We start from the raw sequence: 19650 nt of genomic DNA, 5'->3' as shown, positions 1-19650 counted from the left end.
AGTCATGCGCCTCGGCTTTGCGCGCCGCGGCGATCACCTCAGCGTCGGTAGCGTCCGGCATGCCGAGCTTGATGTTGTCGCGCAGCGAGCGGTGGAACAGCGCCGTGTCCTGGCTGACCACGCCGATATTGGCGCGCAGCGAATTCTGCGTCACACGGGCGATATCCTGGCCGTCGATCAGGATCCTGCCGCCCTCGAGGTCGTAGAGGCGCAGGATGAGATTGGCCAGCGTCGTCTTGCCGGCGCCGGACGGACCGACAAGCCCGACCTTCTCGCCTGGACGCACGACGAGGTCGATGCCCTCGAGGACCCCTGCCCCTTTCCCGTAGTGGAAGGTGACGTTCTTGAGGTCGATGCGGCCACCCGCAACCACCAGCTCCTTGGCATCCGGGGCGTCGGTCAGGCCGAGCGACTGCGAGATCAGCGCCTTGGAATTTTCCAGCACGCCGAGATTCCTGAGGATACTGTTGAGCTGCATCATCAGCCGTCCCAGCAGCATGTTGAGCCTCAGCACAAGCGAGAGCGTGAAGGCGACGGCGCCGACGGTGATCGAGCCTTCCACCCACAGATAGACTGCAAAGGCGGCGATCGCCGTGATCATGATGCCGGAAAGCGTCGTCAGCGCCACGCGCACGCCGGTCAGCCGCCGCGTGAAGGGCCGCAGCGCATCGAGATAGATGTCGAAGCCGTTGCGGATGTAGCGGTCGTCGCCGTCGGCCGCGAACAGCTTCAGCGTCTGCACATTGGAATAGGAATCGACGAAGCGGCCGGTGATCATCGAGCCGGCTTCGGCGGTCGCCTCGGCATGCTTGCGGATTGCCGGCAGATGGAGCCTGGCCAGCCAGCCGAAGGCGACGATCCAGATCACCACCAGCGCCGCCAGCCTGAGGTTGAGGCCGGCGACCAGCGCCAGCGTCGTCACCGTGTAGACGATCATGAACCAGACGACTTCGATGAAGCTTTCCATGAGGTCGCCAGTGGCCTGCCCCGCCTGCCAGACCTTGGTGGCGATACGCCCGGCGAAGTCGTTTTGGAAGAAGGCGTAGGACTGGCGAGAGACATGCCGGTGCGCCTGCCAGCGCACCAGGCTGTAGAAGCCCGGCGTGATCGTCTGCTCGTCGACCAGCGCCGAAAGGCCGACCACCAGCGTGCGGATGATCAGCACCACCGCGCCCATGAACAGCAGCTCCGGCCCGGCGGCTGCCCACAGCGCGTGCCAGCTGCGTTCGCCGGGAAGCTGGTCGAGGATATCGACCAGCCGTCCGACGAAATAGAACAGCCCGGCCTCGACCAGCGGCGCGATGCCGCCGATGATCAGCATGGCAAAGAAGGCGAGCTTCGCTTGCCCGACATAGTGCCAGAGGAAGCCGCCGACGCTGGCAGGTGGACGAAGGTTCGTCGGCTCGCGGAACGGGTAGACCCAGCTTTCGAACCAGCGATAGACGGCCTTCATCATTCCGCGGCTTCACCTTTCGTCGGCAGATCGTCGGCCGCCTGCTTTTCCTCGAGCAGGAAGCCGCCCGACTGGCGCCGCCAGAGCTGGGCATAGAGCCCGCCCTTGGCGATCAACGCTTCATGCGAGCCGTCCTCGACGATGCGGCCCTTGTCCATGACGACGAGCCGATCCATCGCCGCGATGGTCGACAGGCGGTGGGCGATGGCGATGACCGTCTTGCCCTGCATGAGCTTGTAGAGGTTCTCCTGGATGGCGGCCTCCACCTCCGAATCGAGCGCAGACGTAGCTTCGTCGAGAATGAGGATCGGCGCGTCCTTCAGCATAACGCGGGCAATGGCGATGCGTTGCCGCTGGCCGCCGGACAGCTTCACGCCGCGCTCGCCGACGAGCGCCTCATAGCCGCTTTGTCCATGCGGATCGGTCAGTCCCGCGATCACATCGTCGATCTGCGCGGCCTTGGCGGCGCTGAACATCGCCTCATCACTGGCGGACTGTCGTCCATATTTGAGGTTCTCGCGAACGGATCGATGCAGGAGCGACGTATCCTGATTGACGAAGCCGATCGCCGCGCGAACGCTTTCCTGCGAGACGTTGCGGAGGTCCTGTCCGTCGATCAGCACCTTGCCGTCCTGCACGTCGAACAGCCGCAGCACGAGATTGACCAGTGTCGACTTGCCGGCCCCGGAACGGCCGATCAGGCCGACCCGCTCGCCCGGCGCGATCTTCAGCGACAGATTGTCGATGACGCCGCCTTTGCCGTCCTTGCGCCAATAGTTGAAGTTCACCTGCTCGAACTCGATGCCGCCGGCTTTGACCACGAGGGCCGGCGCGTCCGGCTGGTCCTGCATTGTGATGGGGCGCGCGATCGTCGTCATCGAATTGCTGGCGACGCCGATCTGCCGGAAGACGTTGGCGCCGACATCGAGGATCCTGCCGGAAATGTTGGCGATCTGCAGCGCGAACGGTATCGCCGTCGCCACGGCCGCCGTGGTCATGGCGCCGGCGTTCCAGCCGGCCAGCGCCAGCCAGCTTATGGCGATGAGCAGCATAGCGTTGAGGACGAACAGGGCCGACCACATCAGTGTGAAAACGCGCATCAGCTGGTAAAACGTGTCGGCGTGCTCGACGACGGCTTGCGAGACATATTTGTCTTCGTGCTCGCCGGTCGAGAATGTCTTGAGCGTCAGGATATTCGTGTAGCTGTCGACCATGCGGCCGCTCACCTGCGACCACCGCTCCGACAGGTGGGACGAGCGCTGGGTGATCCTCGGCATCGCAAACCAGAAGATCATGCAATAGAACACCAGCCAGGCCGCCACCACAGCCAGAAGAAGCGGGTCGAGCCGCGCCAGCACAACGATGGCGACCGCGACGAAGACCAGCGCGTACCAGACGGCATCGACGGTGAGATTGACGCTCATCTCCACCGAGTCGCCGCTTTGCATGACCTTCGTTCCGATGCGGCCGGCGAAGTCGTTCTGGAAGAACGACCAGTCCTGACGCACGACATGCCAATGGCTTTGCCAGCGGATGAGGTCGATGAGGTTCGGTGCGATGGCGTGGTTGCGGATGAGCGCGTCGATAACCATGGACAGCGGACGCAGCAGCACGACGATCGCCATGATGACGAGCAGCGGCCCATGCGCGGCGAAGAAATCGCCCGGCCTGGTCTTGGAGAGCAGGCCCACGATCAGGCCGACGAAAATCGGCAGCATCGCGTCCACTATTGCCGCGACGGCAACGATGATCATGCGCAGCCAATAGGCGGCGCGAAACTGCCTTATGAAATACCAGTAGAACCGCCAAAGTCCCATTGGCGGCTGCCTGTCTTCGGCCAGCGCCACCGGCGAATAATGGCTTTCGAACCAGGTGAAGATGCGGTCGAACATTTTTCTCTCGTGGATGCCGGAACCCCGCCGGCACCCGATTTGGTCCCCGGCAGGCCTCTGACAGGTCGTGGTTACGCCCGGGAGCGATTCCCCGCAATTGCCGTAACCTTGATGCCAATCGCGATCGCGTTACTCCGCCGCCATCTCGGAGTGAGACCCTTTGGCATCGGACTCGGCCGGCGCGTCATCGAGGAGGAACCCACCCGACTGGCGCTGCCAGAGCTGGGCATAAAGGCCGCCCTTGGTGACAAGCTCTTCGTGCGAGCCTTCCTCGATGATGCGCCCCTTGTCCATGACGACGAGCCTGTCCATCGCAGCGATGGTCGACAGCCGATGCGCGATGGCGATCACGGTCTTGCCTTGCATCAACTTGTAGAGGTTCTCCTGGATCGCCGCCTCGGCTTCCGAATCGAGCGCCGACGTCGCCTCGTCCAGGATGAGGATCGGTGCGTCCTTCAGCATGACGCGGGCAATGGCGATGCGCTGCCGCTGACCGCCGGACAATTTGACGCCGCGGTCGCCGACATGTGCATCGAATCCCTTGCGGCCGTTATGGTCCGAAAGCGCGCCGATGAAATCGAGCGCCTCCGCCCGCCGGGCCGCCTCGATCAGCATCTCGTCGGTGGCGTCAGGGCGCCCGTAGAGGATATTCTCCCGCACCGACCGATGCAGCAGCGAGGTGTCCTGCGTCACCATGCCGATCTGCGCGCGCAACGAATCCTGCGTTACCCCGGCGATCTCCTGGCCATCGATGAGGATCCTGCCGCTTTCCAGGTCGTAAAAACGCAGCAGCAGGTTGACCAGCGTCGACTTGCCGGCGCCGGAGCGGCCGACGATGCCGACCTTCTCGCCGGGTTTCACAGTGAGCGACAGGTTCTCGATGACGCCCTTCTGCTTGCCGTAGTGGAAGCGGATCTCCTCGAAACGGATCTCGCCCTGACTGACGGCGATGTCGCTGGCGCCCGGGCGGTCCTCGACCAGGCGCGGCAGCGAGATCGACTGGATGCCGTCTTGCACCGTGCCGATATTCTCGAACAGGCTCGACATCTCCCACATGATCCACTGCGACATGCCCCACATCCTGAGCACCAGGCCGATAACCACGGCGACTGCGCCGATCGTCACCGCCTCGCCCAGCCATAGCCACAGCGAGATCGCCGTCACGGAAAACAGAAGCAGCGAATTCAGGATGTAGAGCATCCCATATAACTGCGTCACCAGCCGCATCGAGCGGTAGACCGTATCGAGGAAGCTCGCCATGCCCTCCCTGGCGAAAGTTGCCTCGCGGCGGGCATGCGAAAACAGCTTCACCGTCTGGATGTTGGTGTAGCTGTCGACGACGCGGCCGGTCATGGTCGAGCGCGCATTGGCCTGCTCCTCGCCGACCTTGCCGAGCTTCGGGATGAAAAAGCGCAAGAGCCCGATATAGCCGACCAGCCATACACCCAAGGGCACAGCCAGTCGCAAGTCTGCCGAGCCGACGATGAACAGCATGCTGAGGAAGTAGACGACGACATAGTTTAGGACATCGATCAGCTTGATGACGCATTCGCGCACGGCAAGAGCGGTCTGCATCAGCTTGGTGGCGATACGGCCGGCAAACTCGTCCTGATAGAAGGCCATCGACTGCTTGAGCAGGTAGCGATGCACCTGCCAGCGTATGCGCATGGGATAATTGCCCATCAGCGTCTGCTGGTTGAGCAGCGAATGCAGCCATACCGTGCCGGGCAGCGCGAACAGCACGATGAAAGCCATGCCGGCGAGTTTCCAGCTTTCCGTCTCAAGGAAGGATTCGCGGTTCTGCGCCGACAGCCAGTCGACGATGCGGCCCATGAAACCGAACATCCACGCTTCGGCAAGGGCTATCGCTGCCACCAGCACGGCATCGACGAGGATATAGGGCCAGGCCCCGCGCGTGTAATGCACGCAGAAGGCGACCAGCGTCTTCGGCGGCTCGGCCGGCTCCGCGGCGGGAAACGGATCGAGCCTCTTCTCAAACCAGCGGAACATTCGAGGCACTCGACGATTTGTGCGCTCACGCGGCGCGGGGTTGATTGGTAAGGCCGTTCGGCCGCACGGCGCCGCGGGCCGGCGATACGGAATTGTCCGTATCGCCGGCCCTGCTTCGCGCAATATAGGGTGTCGCGGGCTTTTCGCCGACAGGCTTGCCAGAGGATCCTGACGACAAGCTGTCGCCGGCCCTGGTTTTGCCCGGTCGGACCATGCGGATGATCCGGCGCACCAGCGAGGGTCGACCGGGATCGGGCACCGCGCGCGAGAAGTCGACGTCCGGCAGCATGCCGCGATGCGGACGCCGGCGCGTCTCGGCGTGCACCGCCGACGAGTAAGTCTCGCCGATCAGCAGCGCCCAGGTCGCCACCTTGCGCTCATGCAAGCTTCTTGAACCCGGTATTTTAAAGGGATCGAACATCGGTCCGTCCTCCATGTGCAAATGCGTTAAAAAGGGTGATGCGAGCTCGACCTCCGGCATTCGGCCGGAGGGACGCGACGCAGTCAGGACATGACGGCAAGCGTCAGTCCCGACATGACGGCCAGCGTCGGTGTCGACACGTTCAGGCGGGGCGGGGCGCCGCTTTGGCAGTTTGAGAAACATCGCAAGATTCCTTCGAAGGCCGAAAACTGGGTTCGGCGGGAATCGGTGCGATGAGGTCTTAAAGTGTCAGAAGAATCGTCGTACCGAAACCGCCGTTGGGCATACGTGGGCCCCAAAGAGGAGCTGCCCGGAGAAGGGCTGGAAGTGCATGGTCATCATGTGGTCCCTCTCCTTCGGTTCGGGTTGACGATGATGGGCGTATACTCGACTTCGCAGAAAATGGCCACCCGCCAGTCTAGAAATCGCCAAAAGCCGGAGCCGCCTGTGGCCGTTCTGCCACTTATTAGAAGGATGCGGAAATGAACGACCGTCTCCGCATCGGGCTCTACCAACCGGATATCGCCGGCAATACCGGGACGATCCTGCGCTTCGCCGCCTGCCTTGATCTTGGCGTCGACATCATCGAGCCGGCCGGTTTCCCGCTCTCCGATCGGGCGCTGAAACGCGCCGGCATGGACTATCTCGAAATGGCGGCGCTTGCCCGCCATGCCGACTGGCACGCCTTCGAGGAATGGCGCCGAACGAACGCGCGCCGCCTTGTGCTGCTCACCACCAAGGCCGAGACCGCCTACACGCGGTTTGCTTTCGCCGCCGGCGACGTCCTTCTGTTCGGCCGCGAATCCGCCGGCGTGCCGGAAGAGGTTCATCAGGCGGCGGATGCGCGACTGACCATTCCGATGCGGCCGGGCGCCCGCAGCATCAATGTCGCGCTGTCCGTCGCGATGGTCGCGGGCGAAGCGCTCCGCCAGCTCGGATAGGCTGCTCAAGCCCTGCTCGTCGTCGCGAACGCCTCCCACTTGCGGCGTCAGTCTCACCGAGGCGCACATCGCCTTCTCCTCAATTTGCCTTGTCAGGCTTTCCTCGCTACAAGCTCAACCTAACTTGAGGTCAAGCGGAAAGTGCGAGATGGCTCCGGTGAAGGAATTGACGGTCGGTCAGGTGGCGATGCGCAGTGGCGTCGCGGTCTCGGCGCTCCATTTTTACGAAGCGCGCGGGCTGATCGGCAGCCATCGCACCGCGGGTAACCAACGGCGCTACGGCCGCGACGTGCTGCGACGGGTGGCGATCATCCGCGTCGCCCAGGAGGTCGGCATCTCGCTCGCCGAAATCGCCGCGGCATTCCAATCCCTGCCCGAGGGCCGCACCCCGACGCGCGAGGATTGGAATCTGCTTTCAACGGCTTGGCGCGACGGCCTCGATCATAAGATCGCCCAATTGAAGAAGCTGCGCGACGGCCTGACCGACTGCATCGGCTGCGGTTGCATGTCGATCGACAAATGCCCGCTTCGGAACAAGGAGGACCGACTGGCCAGAGAGGGAACTGGAGCGAGACGGCTACTGGTGCCCTGAGGATTTTCAATCCGCCGCCGGCAGCCGTCGCATGGTGAATTCGATGACGTCGCCCGGGCGCTCGAACCAGCTTTCGATCTCGGTCCAATAGGCCTGCTTGGGAAAGCGCTCGAACCATTCCTTGGCCTTGAGGCGCGCGGCCGGCCGCGGCAGCACGAAAGTTTCGCGCAAAAATCCGTCGCGCGGCTCTCTTTCGCGCTCGGCCCGTGAGCGCTCCAGCCTCTTCTTCAAGCCATCCAGCGGCGGTCTTGCCGGGGTGCGCACGAGCAAACTCCTTGCACCTTGGTCAGACAGGACTTGACCCTTGCCCTTAAGAGATTAGGGATCGCGCGCAGAAAAAACGAGTCATTTGTCGGGCAAGCAGCCTGGACTGGAGACGGAATTGGAACGACCCGACATTGCGGTGGGCCTGCCTGACGACATCGAGCAGAAGAAGATGAAGGCCCGCCTCTGGTTCGAAGCGCTGCGCGAGCGCATCTGCGCCGCCTTCGAGCAGATCGAGCAGGAACTCACTGGACCGCAATCGGCATGGTCGCCCGGGCATTTCGAGCAGACGCCGTGGGAGCGCGACTACGGCAAAGGTGGCGGCGGCACCATGTCGATGATGCGCGGCCGCGTCTTCGAGAAGGTCGGCGTGCATACCTCGACCGTCCACGGCGAATTCTCTCCCGAATTCCGTAAGCAGATTCCGGGCGCCGACGAGGATCCGCGCTTCTGGGCGAGCGGCGTTTCGCTGATCGCGCACCCCTGGAACCCCAACGTTCCGGCCGTGCATATGAACACACGCATGGTCGTGACCACCCGCCACTGGTTTGGCGGCGGCGCCGACCTGACGCCGGTGCTCGACCGCCGCCGTACCCAGGACGATCCCGACACGATCGCCTTCCACCGCACCATGCAGTTCGCCTGCGAGAAGAACGCCGGGGTGGCCGACTATCCGAAATTCAAGGCGTGGTGCGACGAGTACTTCTTCCTGCCGCATCGCAACGAGGCGCGAGGAATCGGCGGCATCTTTTTCGACTGGCTGCATTCCGATGAGGGCAAGGGCGGCTGGGACGCCGATTTCAATTTCGTCCAGGATGTCGGCCGCTCTTTCCTCGTCGTCTATTCCCATCTGGTGCGGGGCAATTTCAACCAGAACTGGACCGACGGCGACCGCGAGGAACAGCTCGTCCGGCGCGGCCGTTACGTCGAATTCAATTTGCTTCACGATCGCGGCACCATCTTCGGCCTGAAAACCGGCGGCAATGTCGCCTCGATCCTCTCCAGCCTGCCGCCCGAGGTAAAGTGGCCGTAAAAATCCGGTGAGCGGAAGGCCAGCCGCATTGCTGTCCCATTCGCCGAATTTTGACCGGCAATGTGGCAGGGGCGATTTCTTTTTCGTCTAATATCCTTTTGAAAAAATTGATCTATTTAACGTGCCGGGTCGGGAAGCGCCGGCGGCTCGTCACTGCTACGAGCCGCGACCCGACGCGTCCGGACGGCCCTGATCGAGCGGAGTGCCTTCCCAATGGTGCCCGCATCCCAGGAGAACATCCTATGCGCAAGCTTATTGTGACGGCGGCAACCGCCGCCTTTCTCGCCTCCGGTGGCGCCGCGTTCGCCGCGGTCAAGCACACCACGGGAACAGTGAAGAGCTTTGATGGAACGGCCATGAGCCTTGTTCTGGACAACGGATCGACCTTCACGCTGTCCAAGGCCTTCAAGGATCCGGGCATAAAGCCGGGCGAGAAGGTTCGCGTTTCCTGGGATATGAGCGGCAAGAACAAGATTGCCGAGGCTGTCAAGATCATGAAGTGACGGCCTGCACGGCCAGCAATTGCAGAAACGTTGAAGCGGTTTCCGCTGGAATTGCGTCAAAACAAAAAGACAGTGCGGTTCATCGTTTCACGGAAACCAGGTGGCAACGGGCGGAGCAGCAATGCTCCGCCTTTGATTTCGCGCGGAGACCATGAAAAAACAATTCGCCACCGGCTCCAATGCAACCGAAGCCGGCGACATGTGTTATGGTTTTCCACCGGGGCCATTTCAGGAAAATGCGATGCGGCTTTCCATGCGGAATTGCATGACAACAAGGAGCGGAATCAGGGCTCCGGACCTAGGAAAGGAAAAACCATGAAGGAGTTCCAATGCGGGACACTCGTCCCTGGCTGCGATTGGCACACGCGCGCCGAGGAGGAAGCCGAGGTCATGCGCCGCGCCGTCGAGCACATGCGTGAAACCCATGGCGAAACCACCATCCGCGAGACCATGATCGAGGCGATCCGCTCGCGCATCCAAAAGGTCCGCGACGCGGCCTGAGGCATCGGGTCACCGTTTTCGGACGACCATTGGCAAAGCCGGCGAGTTGGATGCAGCATCCGGCGCACCTCGCTTCGTTTGCGTCTGATCGCTGGCAACGGCTTGGCTTCGCCGAATTCAAGCAAAAACTTATATTCGTACCGGCTTGGATAACCCCGCGGTAACGGTCTCCATGCGATCGTCGCGCATGATCCGGGGACCGCGGCTGCCCGAGGAGCCGTCCGCCACAAGGCGCGTCTGGATCCGATGGGGCGAGGTGCTTCGCGCATGCGCGAAAGATCCAACAAACGAGACGGTTTCGGCGCAGCCGCACTGTTGCTGTGCGTAGTCGTTGGCGCCTCGCCGTCGATGGCCCAGGAAATGACCACGTCGCTCGTGAACATCCATCAGGGGTCATGGCTCAGCGACCGCGCCAGAGCTCTCGGCAATGGCGGCTATGAGCTGCAGGACGGGAGCTGGGTCTCGTTCAATCGTTGGTACCACAGCGATTGGGTCGACATGCACGTCGACTTCATCACGCAACTTACCGAAGACAGCGGCTTTCTGTGGGGAGTGGGAACCGGGGAACAAGCCGAAAAGTACCGCATCGCGCCGAGCCTCAAGCTCGGTTTTCTCACCCAGACCCATCCGAGCCTCAACAGCACTCTCTCCCTTTCGGTTACCTCGACCTTCGGCGGCAACCTGAGCGAAAAGCCCTGCGTGGCCGACTACGGGGATCTGGGCACCTACAGCGTCAACTGCCGGCTTGCAGCCGGGGAGACGGCGCCTGAGGACACGCTGAAATATCTGGTTAACGCTACCCCCGAAAGGCTGCGCCTGTGGCTCAACTACCGTGTTACTTTCTGATCGCCGGGATGCCGCGCATGAGAAATCTTCCTGCTCCCGAACTTCGCGATCGTCCGTCCTCGTTCCTGCTTTGACCGGGAGTAAGACCATGTCTGGTAATTTCTGGAAGCTCGGCATTGCCGCGGCACTGACCATTCTGCCGGCATGCCTGGCGTCGGCGCAGGAAGCTCTCGACGCGGACCAGGCGGCCGCGCTGTGCCACGGCGGCGGGTCCATATGCGTAAGCGCAAAGATACCGGTTGCGCGAACGACACAAGCGGTGCAGAGCTGGATGAGCCCCGATGTCGGCGCCGCGTGGGCCGCTGGCTACAAGGGTAAGGGCGTCACCATCACCATCGTCGACGACTTCAGCAGTTCATCGCGCTTCTCCGGCAATTTCGGCATCGGCACGCAATATCAGCGGCACGGAGAGTGGACGCGCGAGGAAGCAAGCATGATCGCTCCTGCGGCGACCATCCGCTCCAAGGACTTCTCGACGGGTTCGGCCGTCCCGCTGGCAAGTGGCCGCAACGTCCTCAACCTCAGCTACGGCATGTACGCGAACGCGGGTTACAGCGTGAACCAGATCCGCTGGGCCCCGGAGGAGCAATCGATCATCTCCTACGCCAGCAAGGGATCGGCCATCGTCTCGAAAGCGGCTGGCAACGATTCGGTTGCGGTCGGCGGCGTCACCAGCGGACAGCAGGATTATCTCGATCTCGCTCTGATCGGCAAACCGACGGCGATCTTTGTTGGCGCGCTGTCCACAAACGGCACGGCGTCAAACAAGGCTCAGCTTGCCTGGTATTCCAATTACGCCGGCTCCGACCCGACCGTGCAGAGCCATTTCCTGGTGGTCGGCGTCGAAGGCGACAAGACCGGCCTTTACGGCACGTCGTTCGCCGCGCCTATCATCTCCGGATATGCCGCAATAATCGGCAGCAAATTCACCAAGGCGACCCCGGTTCAGATCACCAACGACCTGCTCAACACGGCTCGCACCGACACGCTGGTCAACTACAACCCCTCAGTCTACGGCAAGGGCGAGGCAAGCCTTTCGCGTGCCCTGGCCCCGGTGGCGATACGCTGAGCGGCGCCACGATGTAGGACTGATCTAAGCCTCGAGTGCCTGCGCGGCGCGTTTGAGCAGTGCGCCGCGATCCATGGCGAATGCTGAATCCACCCATTCCCTTTCGAGATTCTTCAGCGTGGCGCCAAGCTTCGGGCCGGGCGCGGCGCCGAGCTCGGTCAGGTCCGCGCCCTTGATCGGAAAGCTCGGCTTTTGCCATTTCAAGGCGAAGCCGAGCAGGCGCGAGAAACCGCCGGCTTCCATCATCGCCTGATCGTCCTCGATGGCCCCTGTCCGCGCGGCGGCGAGCGCGAGCCGCAGCCGATCGACGAAGCCTTGGCGGTCGCCGAAATAGAGCCTTTTCGACAATTCCGTCTCGGTCGTCTTGGGTTCAGGCGGAACCGTCTGTGCCCAGTGCCGCAGGCGCTCCCCCTCGTCGGTCGAAAATCTCAGCCTTTCGGCAAGCGTCTTCATGCGCGCGGCATCCGGCGGAACGACGGCCTCCAGCCTGAGCAGCGGATCGGCATCCCAGCCGAGACCCTTTTCGGTCCTGACCAACCCGTGGATGGCGTCGATGCCCCATTTCTCGCTCTCCGGCAGCACGGCGGTGAGGACGCCAGCCTGGCGCATCCACAGCAGGGCGCGCGAGGGGTCGGGTGCCGAAAGCAGCTTCTTCAGTTCGGACCACACGCGTTCGGCCGAAAGCCTGCCGAGCCCGTCCTTCAGCCTGGCGCAGGCCTTCAAGCCCTCGGCGTCGGGCCGGCCGTCGCCATACCAGGCGAAGAAGCGGAAGAAGCGCAGGATACGCAGATAATCCTCGCGGATGCGCGCTTCCGGATCGCCGATGAAGCGCAGCCGCCGCGCCTCGATATCGGCGACGCCGCCGACAAGGTCGACGATGGCGCCGTCGGCTTCGGCATAAAGCGCATTGATGGTGAAGTCGCGGCGCGCGGCGTCGGCCTTCCAGTCGCGCCCGAAGATGACTTTCGCCCGCCGACCGTCGGTCTCGATGTCGGCCCTGAGCGTCGTGACCTCATAGGCCTTGCCGCCGGCGATTGCCGTGACGGTGCCGTGCTCTATCCCTGTCGGCACGGTCTTGAAGCCGGCTGCCTGGGCGCGGCGGATCGTGTCCTCGGGCACCGTCGTGGTGGCAATGTCAATGTCGGCCACCGGCTGGCCGATCAGCGCATTGCGTACCGCTCCACCGGCCACCCGCGCCTCCTCGCCGCCCTCCTTCAGCGCGGCAAGCAGCTTCTGCAGATGCTTTTCGCCCAGCCAATCGGCCCTGCCCGAGAGAGACACCTCAGCGCTCACGCATAGAGCCTTTCATAGAGTGTGCGGATGATGCCGGCGGTGACGCCCCAGATCCGCTGGCCGCCATAGGGCATCTCGTAGAAGAACCATTCGAGGTCGTTCCACATGCGGCTGTCGCGCGCGTGGTTGACAGGGTCCATCAGGAAGCGCAGCGGCACCTCGAAGGCGGCGTCCACCTCGTCGGCGTTGAGCATCAGCGAAAAGCCCGGCCGCACCACCGAAAGCACCGGCACGATGCGGTAGCCGCTGCCGGAGACATAATCGGGCATGCGGCCGACAATTTCGATGTGATCGCGGTCGAGGCCGATCTCCTCGAAGGTCTCCCGCAGCGCTGTGGCCTCAGGACTGGGATCGGTCGGATCGATGGTGCCGCCGGGAAAGGCGACTTGGCCGGAATGGCTGCGCAGCTTCTCCGCCCGCTTGGTGAGCAGCACCGTGGCGCCGTCGGCGTGATCGACGACCGGGATCAGCACCGCGGCGTCGCGCAGCGGTTTTATATGCTTCAGCCTGGGATGCCCTGGATTGAAGCGGTGGTCGCCGAACTCGTCGCCGGATTGGACCTCGGCCTGCGCCGCTGCGCGGGCGCGAAAATCCGCGATCGAGAACGGCACCGGCGCCACCTGGTCCATCACGCGCTTAGCCGGTCGAGCTTTTCGGCCGGCATGATCGGATAGACTTCGCCGCCGGAGCGGACGGCGAACATTGCCCTGCCGCAGACGTCGATCACCTCTCCATGCTCGACCAATTCGTACATCACCGGCCGTGCCACCAAGGCTTCCAGCCGCCCGCGCACCAGCACATAGGGCTTGAGCCCGCCGGTGGCGTCCTCGTCGACGAAGCGCAGCGGATGGCCGGGCCCGGCGGTGACCACGTCCCCGACATTGGTGCGGAACGTGATGACCTGGCCGTCGCCGGTCCCAGACACGTTCATCTCGACGGCGATGAAGGGCGCATCGGCGACGCGGATGCGGACGCGCTCCACCGGCGTCACCAGATAGGTCTTGCCGTCGGCGTCCTTGCGCAACACGCTGGAAAAGAGCTGCACCAGCGGCATGCGCCCGATCGGCGTGCCGAGGTAGAACCAGGTGCCGTCGGCCCTGATCTCCATATCGAGGTCGCCGCAGAAGTCCGGATTCCAGCGCTCCACCGGAGCCGGCCCCTTGCCGGCGCGCGCCGCTCGCGAGATCAGCGCCTCCAGCCCGCGCGCCTCGGTGGCGCTGGTCAGGCCCTTTTCACCGGATTCTGTGCGATGCGTCATGGTCACGAAATAGTCACTGTTGTCCGGATTGTCAGCCTTGTCAGCCCAAGCCTGTGATTTAAGTTCAATCGCAGGCGCCGGGCGAGGCCGAATCGCGGCATTCTGCGAATCGAGAATGCAAGCCGGTATTTCCAACCACAAGGATCGAACGGCATGAGCGTGATGATCAAGGAAAGCCCGTTGAGCGACAAGGCGATGATCGAGCAGGCCGAGAAGGCGCTGTCCGACATCTCCAAGGTCCGCGACGCCGTAGGCCGCGTTATCTTCGGCCAGGAAGCCGTTGTTGAGCGCACGCTGGTTGCGCTGCTTGCCGGCGGGCATGCGCTCCTGGTCGGCGTGCCAGGCCTCGCCAAGACCAAGCTGGTCGAGACACTGGGCATCGTGCTCGGCCTCGATTCCCGCCGCATCCAGTTCACGCCCGACCTGATGCCGTCCGACATCCTCGGCTCCGAAGTCATGGAGCAGGATGAGCTTGGCAAACGATCCTTCCGCTTCCTCCGCGGGCCTATCTTTTCGCAGCTTTTGATGGCCGACGAGATCAACCGAGCCTCGCCGCGCACCCAGTCGGCGCTGCTGCAGGCGATGCAGGAATATCACGTCACCATTGCCGGCGTTCGCCACGACCTGCCCTCGCCCTTCCACGTGCTGGCGACGCAGAACCCGCTGGAGCAGGAAGGCACCTATCCGCTGCCGGAAGCGCAGCTCGATCGTTTCCTGATGCAGGTCGACATCCTCTATCCGGAGATCGAGGCCGAACGCCGCATCCTGCTCGAAACCACCGGCGTCGAGGAGGCCAGGGCCGACAATGTGCTGCAGCCAGCCAGGCTGAAGGAAATTCAGACGCTGATCCGCCGCATGCCGGTGCCCGAAAGCGTCGTCGAAGCGATCCTCAAGCTGGTGCGCTCGGCTCGTCCCGGTCAGGGGATTGCCGACACCGACAAGCATGTCGCCTGGGGTCCTGGTCCGCGCGCCAGCCAGGCGCTGACCCTGTGCGCCCGAGCACGCGCTCTATATGATGGCAGGCTGGCGCCGTCGGTCGACGACATCCGTGCCCTCGCCGAGCCGGTGCTGCAGCATCGCATGGCGCTGACCTTCGCCGCCCGCGCCGAAGGCACATCCGTGCGCGACGTGGTGGCGAAACTGGCAAAAGGCATCTGATGGGTCGAATAGGCGAGGTCCAGGCACCGGTTGCGACGCGCGACGCGCTCGCCCGTGGCCGGTTGCGGGCCTCTCTGGTGCCGGATCTGCTGGTCGAGGCGCGCCGCATCGTCAACACGGTGATCGCCGGCTGGCATGGCCGCCGCAAGCGCGGCATAGGCGAGAATTTCTGGCAGTTCCGCCCCTATGTCGAAGGCGATGCCTCGCGCATCGACTGGCGCCGCTCGGCCCGCGACGACCACACCTACGTGCGCGACCGCGAGTGGGAGGCGGCCCATACCGTCTGGCTCTGGTCGGACCCCTCCCCATCGATGCTCTACAAATCCTCGGGAGCCGGCGTTTCCAAGGAATCGCGCGCGCTGGTGCTGGCGCTTGCGTTGGCCGAGCTCCTGTCGCGCAGCGGCGAGCGCATCGCCTGGCCGGGCCTCACGGACCCGTTCACTGCCCGCAACGGCGCCGAACGCATCGCGGCCCAGCTCAGCCATGCCGGCAACCCGGCGGCGAAGCCCGATCTCTCCACCATCCGACGCTTCTGCGACATCGTCATCGTCAGCGACTTTCTCGATCCGGTCGAGGAAACCATGGCCTGGCTCGACGTGCTCGCCCGTCATGGCGTGCGCGCGCACCTGATCGAGGTTGCCGACCCGGCCGAGGAGACCTTCCCTTATGCCGGCCGCACTGAATTCACCGATCCCGAGACCGGCGACAAGCTGACCGCCGGCCGTGCCGAAACGCTTAAAGACGAATACCGCCTGCTCTATATCGCTCGCCGCCAGGAACTCGCCGGCTGGTGCAAGCGCCTCGGCTGGAGCTTTACTGTCAATCATACCGACCGCCTCGCCTCCGAGGCGCTCGTGCGCGTCCACATGGCGATGACCGCCGACAGCAGCCGTCCGGGTCTGACCTCGGGTCATGCCGGGCTGACCGCCGGTGGCGGTCATGCAGGGCTGACCGCGGGCGGTGATGCCGGAAAGGCGGTCGCATGAGTTGGCTGCCGCTTTCCTTCGGCGCGCCGATGGTGCTGTGGGGGTTGCTGGCCCTGCCGGTGATCTGGTACCTGCTGAGGCTGACGCCGCCCAGGCCGCGGACCGAAGTCTTTCCGCCGCTGAGAATCCTCGCCCGCGTCCTGAGGCGCGAGGAGACGCCGCATCAAAGCCCCTGGTGGCTGACATTGCTTCGCTTGCTGATGGCCGCCCTTGTCGTCACCGCGCTCGCCGAGCCGATCTTCAATCCGCGCGAAAAGCTGCCGGCCGAGGGCTCGGCGCTCGCGCTGGTCATCGACAATGACTGGGCAAGCGCCGCCGACTGGGGCAAGCGCGTCGCCACCGCCGAGCGGCTGATTGCCGATGCAGGCTCGAACGGCGTGCCGGTCGTCATCGCCTTTACCGCCGAGAAGCCGAATGCCGAGATCGGCCCCTTCGATGCATCGGCCGCACTCGACCGGCTGCGCGCGGCAAAGCCGCGCCCGATCCCGACCGACCGCCCCGCCGTCTATGCCCGCGTCGCAGCCACTTTGGAGCGCCTGCCCGGCGCCAGCGTCGCCGTGCTTGCCGATGGCCTTGCCGCCACCGGCGACGAAGCGGCGTTCAAGACGCTCCTGGAAAGGAATGCCGCGAGGCTGGTCTGGGCTACCTCGGACCGGCTCTCGCTCACCGGCCTGACCGGCGCCGACAATCAGGTCGACGGCTTCACGCTCACCGCCATCCGCGGGCCGGGCGATCCGGCGCCGGCGCAGGTCACCGCGGGCGCCTTCGACGACAAGGGCCGCCGCATCGCCGACGCGGCTCTGACCTTCGCGCCGGGTCAGGCCACCGCCACCGGAACGATGAAGGTGCCGTTCGAATTGCGCAACGACTTCGCCTCGATAGCTCTCGATGGCGAGCACCAGGCCGGTGCCGTTCGCGTGCTGGACGAGAGCTCCAAGCGCCGCCGCGTCGGTCTGCTTTCGCAGGCCGAGGCAGACCAGGCGCAGCCGCTGCTGTCGCCGCTCTATTACATTCGCCGCGCCTTGCAGCCTTTCGCCGATCTGGTGGAGCCGTCGAGCGCCGATCTGGCCGATGCCATTCCGCAGCTTCTCGACCAGAAGCCGGCGATGATCATCATGGCCGATGTCGGCACCATCCCTGCGCAGGTCCGGCAACGGCTGGTCGACTGGGTGAACAATGGCGGCACGCTGGTGCGTTTTGCCGGTTCAAGGCTGGCTGCCGCCGGCAACGACGATGATCTCTTGCCGGTCCGGCTGCGCAGCGGCGAGCGCGCGCTGGGCGGCGCGCTTTCGTGGACGACGCCGCAACCGGTCACCGAATTCCCGAAGAACGGCCCGTTCGCCGACCTCGCGCCGCCGACGGAGGTGACGGTCAGCCGGCAGGTGCTGGCCGAGCCGACGCCCGACATCGTCGAGCGCACCTGGGCGACGCTTGCCGACGGCACGCCGCTGGTCGACATCATCAAGGCCGCCGGCGCCATTCCGGGCATCAAGGTCGATGTCGGCGCCAAGCCTCTCGCCGGCTTTCCCGGCGACACCATCACCGAGGGTCTCGATGGCCTGCGCGAGCGGCTGGCGGACTACTATAAGCTCGGCGCCCGGTTCGCCAAATGGCGCGCGGTGATCGACATCGACACCGCCAAGGGCGTGCCGTCAGCCACCTCGATCGCCTCCAACGCGCATGCGCTGGCACGCTACGCCGCGCTCTGCCAGGAGGCAGGCATCGTGCCGATCGTCGAGCCGGAAGTGCTGATGGACGGCGCCCACTCGATCGACACCTGCTACGAGGTGAGCAAGGCGACCCTGCTGAAGCTCTATGGCGAGCTTTATGCCGCACGCGTGGTGCTCGAAGGCACCATCCTCAAGCCGAACATGGTCATCTCCGGCAAGAAATCGGGCAAGAAGGACAGTCCCGAAGCGGTCGCCCAGAAGACGATCAAGCTGTTTCGCGAAACCGTGCCCGTGGCGGTGCCCGGCATTGCCTTCCTGTCGGGCGGCCAGGACGACGAGGAAGCGACGGCCAACCTTAACGCCATCAACGTCATCGGCCCACATCCGTGGAAGCTCTCCTTCTCCTACGGCCGCGCCCTGCAGGCGGCCGCGCAGAAGGCCTGGAGCGGCAAGGCGTCGAACGTCGCCGCCGGCCAGGCTGCCTTCATCCATCGCGCCCACATGAATCATCTGGCGGCGCTCGGACAATGGCAGCCGGCGCTGGAAAAGGCCGCCTGATACCAATGCATCTCGCCCAGAAGTGTGCAGGGATTCTGGGGCAACGACATGCATCAACAACGACTTGAAGCGCGTCGACGCGCTTTGAGCTTTCCCTAGAGCGCTGAGAACCCGGGCGGCCAAGGCCCGGGTTTATCTTTGCCGGCCGCACTCCCAGCTGAGGCGTCGAACCAGCGGGGGCCAGCGCCGCCCTTCGCAGGCCGTCCTCACCTCAAATCGACGTGCCTCAAGTCCAATGCCCAAGCATGGCCGCCAGCGAGATTGCGGCCATTGCAAGCAGCGCCAGCTTCCAGAAATCGCTGCGGCGCTTCAGCCCCGGCCAGCCGAGCGGCTTGATGATCTGGATGAGCATGATGCCGATGATGACAAGGGCGAGCAGTTTCGTCATGCCGCCTTTGAGCAGCATCCTCGGCGGCTGTCAAAGCGGTTCTTGGCGCTTTCGCACCGCATCGCTCCTGACAAACGAAGGGACATCCATGGGACCGCGCTGATCGTTCTGGCGCCGGCTTCGGCTACCTCGCACCCCTGCTGACAGACTGCTGTCAGCAGGGGTGTGAGATACTCCTCTCGTCAAAAAGAGGAGCTCGGTCATGAACGGTTTTACCATCCTGCGTAGCGTGCAGCACTATGTCGGCAAGATCCGCACCGTGCGGAACGAGATCCGGACCCAGCGTTTCCTGAACACTTTGCCGGCGGACATTCGCAAGGACATCGGTTGGCCGGACCTTTATAACGGCCGCGTGCGTGAGAACTGAAATTTTTCGGCGCATGACTTGGATAGCGGCCATGGCGCGCCCAGATGTAATGTCGGTTGAAACGCTGGGTTTCAGGAAAGACGCCGTTGTCCGGTGGTGGAGTGGCTGCAGCCTCCTGACACTATGTTGTCAGGAGGCTTGCGTTATTGAAGCAGCCTCGAACCTGCGGGAACCGGTTTTGGGACCGCGGCATGCGTAGAACCGAAGCCAAGGGGTCAAACGATGCGCCGCGCCGACAGGCTTTTCCAGATCGTGCAGCATCTGCGCGGAGGCAGACTGGTCACCGCGCAGAAGCTCGGGACGTGGCTCGAGGTGTCCGAGCGGACCATCTACCGCGATATAGCCGACTTGCAGTCGACCGGCGTGCCGATCGACGGCGAGGCGGGTGTCGGCTACATGATGAGGGAAGGTTTCGACCTTCCGCCGCTGATGTTCACGCGTGACGAG

21 protein-coding genes are annotated in these 19650 nt (G+C 64.0%); 12 read left to right on the top strand and 9 right to left on the bottom strand.

The features are described from left to right. The 4 genes from EOA60_RS01045 to EOA60_RS01030 form a co-directional block, all read right to left on the bottom strand. Nucleotides 1-1456 (bottom strand): ABC transporter ATP-binding protein (locus tag EOA60_RS01045; protein ID WP_164899154.1); only part of this gene is annotated, 1456 nt, incomplete at its 3' end. Next, nucleotides 1453-3345 carry an ABC transporter ATP-binding protein gene (locus EOA60_RS01040; RefSeq protein WP_095823274.1) on the bottom strand — a complete coding sequence of 631 codons (1893 nt, stop codon included), beginning with the start codon at nt 3343-3345 and terminating at the stop codon, nt 1453-1455. The genes EOA60_RS01040 and EOA60_RS01045, both read right to left, overlap by 4 nt. Nucleotides 3346-3474: 129 nt before the next feature. Continuing rightward, entirely contained in the window at nt 3475-5355 is a 1881-nt protein-coding gene (locus EOA60_RS01035) for an ABC transporter ATP-binding protein (RefSeq protein ID WP_095823275.1), read from the bottom strand. Nucleotides 5356-5380: 25 nt separating this feature from the next. After that, entirely contained in the window at nt 5381-5776 is a 396-nt protein-coding gene (locus tag EOA60_RS01030; RefSeq protein WP_095781273.1) for a hypothetical protein, read from the bottom strand. A 482-nt stretch (nt 5777-6258) separates the two neighbouring features. Here EOA60_RS01030 and EOA60_RS01025 point away from each other — a divergent pair, with 482 nt between their 5' ends. Continuing rightward, nucleotides 6259-6717 carry a tRNA (cytidine(34)-2'-O)-methyltransferase gene (locus EOA60_RS01025; protein WP_095823276.1) on the top strand — a complete coding sequence of 153 codons (459 nt, stop codon included), beginning with the start codon at nt 6259-6261 and terminating at the stop codon, nt 6715-6717. Between the two features lie 148 nt (nt 6718-6865). Next, nucleotides 6866-7309 (top strand): redox-sensitive transcriptional activator SoxR, encoded by a 444-nt coding sequence (soxR, locus tag EOA60_RS01020; RefSeq protein ID WP_095823277.1) that lies wholly within the window; start codon nt 6866-6868, stop codon nt 7307-7309. Between the two features lie 6 nt (nt 7310-7315). Here soxR and EOA60_RS01015 read toward each other — a convergent pair whose 3' ends face one another. Beyond that, complete coding sequence (locus EOA60_RS01015) at nt 7316-7573, bottom strand: hypothetical protein (protein WP_066994316.1); 258 nt, start codon at nt 7571-7573, stop codon at nt 7316-7318. 118 nt (nt 7574-7691) lie between these two features. Here EOA60_RS01015 and hemF point away from each other — a divergent pair, with 118 nt between their 5' ends. The 5 genes from hemF (at nt 7692) to EOA60_RS38125 (ending at nt 11525) form a co-directional block, all read left to right on the top strand. Next, nucleotides 7692-8606: an oxygen-dependent coproporphyrinogen oxidase gene (hemF, locus tag EOA60_RS01010; protein WP_127335122.1), complete on the top strand. Its 915-nt coding sequence runs from the start codon at nt 7692-7694 to the stop codon at nt 8604-8606. A 50-nt stretch (nt 8607-8656) separates the two neighbouring features. Beyond that, complete coding sequence (locus EOA60_RS38640) at nt 8657-9109, top strand: DUF1344 domain-containing protein (protein WP_245433115.1); 453 nt, start codon at nt 8657-8659, stop codon at nt 9107-9109. Nucleotides 9110-9424: 315 nt separating this feature from the next. Further along, nucleotides 9425-9610, top strand: coding sequence for a DUF1059 domain-containing protein (locus EOA60_RS01000; RefSeq protein ID WP_066994310.1), 186 nt, complete (start codon nt 9425-9427; stop codon nt 9608-9610). Nucleotides 9611-9877: 267 nt separating this feature from the next. Continuing rightward, nucleotides 9878-10456, top strand: a complete 579-nt coding sequence (locus EOA60_RS00995; RefSeq protein ID WP_095823278.1) for a hypothetical protein — start codon at nt 9878-9880, stop codon at nt 10454-10456. A gap of 88 nt (nt 10457-10544) precedes the next feature. After that, entirely contained in the window at nt 10545-11525 is a 981-nt protein-coding gene (locus EOA60_RS38125) for a S8/S53 family peptidase (protein ID WP_095823279.1), read from the top strand. A gap of 24 nt (nt 11526-11549) precedes the next feature. Here EOA60_RS38125 and EOA60_RS00985 read toward each other — a convergent pair whose 3' ends face one another. The 3 genes from EOA60_RS00985 to EOA60_RS00975 are packed head-to-tail and all read right to left on the bottom strand — an operon-like array spanning nt 11550 to nt 14076. Beyond that, entirely contained in the window at nt 11550-12818 is a 1269-nt protein-coding gene (locus EOA60_RS00985) for a CCA tRNA nucleotidyltransferase (RefSeq protein WP_095823280.1), read from the bottom strand. Then, entirely contained in the window at nt 12815-13447 is a 633-nt protein-coding gene (locus EOA60_RS00980; protein WP_066994302.1) for a CoA pyrophosphatase, read from the bottom strand. Before EOA60_RS00980 ends, EOA60_RS00985 begins: the two co-directional genes overlap by 4 nt. Continuing rightward, the gene (locus EOA60_RS00975; RefSeq protein ID WP_095823565.1) at nt 13447-14076 is read right to left on the bottom strand and encodes a DUF1285 domain-containing protein; all 630 of its coding nucleotides are present in this window, start codon (nt 14074-14076) and stop codon (nt 13447-13449) included. The genes EOA60_RS00980 and EOA60_RS00975 overlap by 1 nt, the downstream gene beginning before the upstream one ends. Before the next feature lie 153 nt (nt 14077-14229). Here EOA60_RS00975 and EOA60_RS00970 point away from each other — a divergent pair, with 153 nt between their 5' ends. The 3 genes from EOA60_RS00970 to EOA60_RS00960 are packed head-to-tail and all read left to right on the top strand — an operon-like array spanning nt 14230 to nt 18448. Next, the gene (locus tag EOA60_RS00970; protein ID WP_095823281.1) at nt 14230-15234 is read left to right on the top strand and encodes a MoxR family ATPase; all 1005 of its coding nucleotides are present in this window, start codon (nt 14230-14232) and stop codon (nt 15232-15234) included. Next, nucleotides 15234-16220, top strand: a complete 987-nt coding sequence (locus EOA60_RS00965; RefSeq protein WP_127217485.1) for a DUF58 domain-containing protein — start codon at nt 15234-15236, stop codon at nt 16218-16220. The genes EOA60_RS00970 and EOA60_RS00965 overlap by 1 nt, the downstream gene beginning before the upstream one ends. Then, the gene (locus EOA60_RS00960; RefSeq protein WP_128311018.1) at nt 16217-18448 is read left to right on the top strand and encodes a class I fructose-bisphosphate aldolase; all 2232 of its coding nucleotides are present in this window, start codon (nt 16217-16219) and stop codon (nt 18446-18448) included. Before EOA60_RS00965 ends, EOA60_RS00960 begins: the two co-directional genes overlap by 4 nt. Before the next feature lie 226 nt (nt 18449-18674). On the opposite strand, the gene EOA60_RS00955 is transcribed toward EOA60_RS00960, so the two are convergent. Next, on the bottom strand, nt 18675-18854 hold the full coding sequence (locus tag EOA60_RS00955) for a hypothetical protein (protein WP_164748128.1): 180 nt from the start codon (nt 18852-18854) through the stop codon (nt 18675-18677). Between the two features lie 184 nt (nt 18855-19038). Between EOA60_RS00955 and EOA60_RS00950 the strand changes: the two genes are divergently transcribed. Together EOA60_RS00950 and EOA60_RS00945 are read left to right on the top strand one after the other, a co-directional pair. Beyond that, nucleotides 19039-19203 carry a hypothetical protein gene (locus EOA60_RS00950; protein ID WP_082953649.1) on the top strand — a complete coding sequence of 55 codons (165 nt, stop codon included), beginning with the start codon at nt 19039-19041 and terminating at the stop codon, nt 19201-19203. Nucleotides 19204-19425: 222 nt separating this feature from the next. Next, nucleotides 19426-19650, top strand: a 225-nt coding sequence (locus tag EOA60_RS00945; protein ID WP_127271968.1) for an HTH domain-containing protein, incomplete at its 3' end; no start/stop codon positions are given.

The sequence above is a fragment of the Mesorhizobium sp. M1A.F.Ca.IN.020.06.1.1 genome (assembly GCF_004023265.1).
Lineage (GTDB): Bacteria > Pseudomonadota > Alphaproteobacteria > Rhizobiales > Rhizobiaceae > Mesorhizobium.
The sequence above is the reverse complement of the archived record's forward strand: the minus strand, read 5'-3'. Positions and strand labels throughout refer to the sequence as shown.

Coding starts and splice junctions, on each gene's coding strand:
- EOA60_RS01035 (WP_095823275.1), bottom strand. CDS start 5,355: ATGTTCCGCTGGTTTGAGAAGAGGCTCGATCCGTTTCCCGCCGCGGAG.
- EOA60_RS01000 (WP_066994310.1), top strand. CDS start 9,425: ATGAAGGAGTTCCAATGCGGGACACTCGTCCCTGGCTGCGATTGGCAC.
- EOA60_RS01040 (WP_095823274.1), bottom strand. CDS start 3,345: ATGTTCGACCGCATCTTCACCTGGTTCGAAAGCCATTATTCGCCGGTG.
- EOA60_RS00960 (WP_128311018.1), top strand. CDS start 16,217: ATGAGTTGGCTGCCGCTTTCCTTCGGCGCGCCGATGGTGCTGTGGGGG.
- EOA60_RS00950 (WP_082953649.1), top strand. CDS start 19,039: ATGAACGGTTTTACCATCCTGCGTAGCGTGCAGCACTATGTCGGCAAG.
- EOA60_RS01030 (WP_095781273.1), bottom strand. CDS start 5,776: ATGTTCGATCCCTTTAAAATACCGGGTTCAAGAAGCTTGCATGAGCGC.
- EOA60_RS01025 (WP_095823276.1), top strand. CDS start 6,259: ATGAACGACCGTCTCCGCATCGGGCTCTACCAACCGGATATCGCCGGC.
- soxR (WP_095823277.1), top strand. CDS start 6,866: ATGGCTCCGGTGAAGGAATTGACGGTCGGTCAGGTGGCGATGCGCAGT.
- EOA60_RS00965 (WP_127217485.1), top strand. CDS start 15,234: ATGGGTCGAATAGGCGAGGTCCAGGCACCGGTTGCGACGCGCGACGCG.
- EOA60_RS00975 (WP_095823565.1), bottom strand. CDS start 14,076: ATGACGCATCGCACAGAATCCGGTGAAAAGGGCCTGACCAGCGCCACC.
- EOA60_RS00995 (WP_095823278.1), top strand. CDS start 9,878: ATGCGCGAAAGATCCAACAAACGAGACGGTTTCGGCGCAGCCGCACTG.
- EOA60_RS00955 (WP_164748128.1), bottom strand. CDS start 18,854: ATGCTGCTCAAAGGCGGCATGACGAAACTGCTCGCCCTTGTCATCATC.
- EOA60_RS00980 (WP_066994302.1), bottom strand. CDS start 13,447: ATGGACCAGGTGGCGCCGGTGCCGTTCTCGATCGCGGATTTTCGCGCC.
- EOA60_RS00970 (WP_095823281.1), top strand. CDS start 14,230: ATGAGCGTGATGATCAAGGAAAGCCCGTTGAGCGACAAGGCGATGATC.
- EOA60_RS38125 (WP_095823279.1), top strand. CDS start 10,545: ATGTCTGGTAATTTCTGGAAGCTCGGCATTGCCGCGGCACTGACCATT.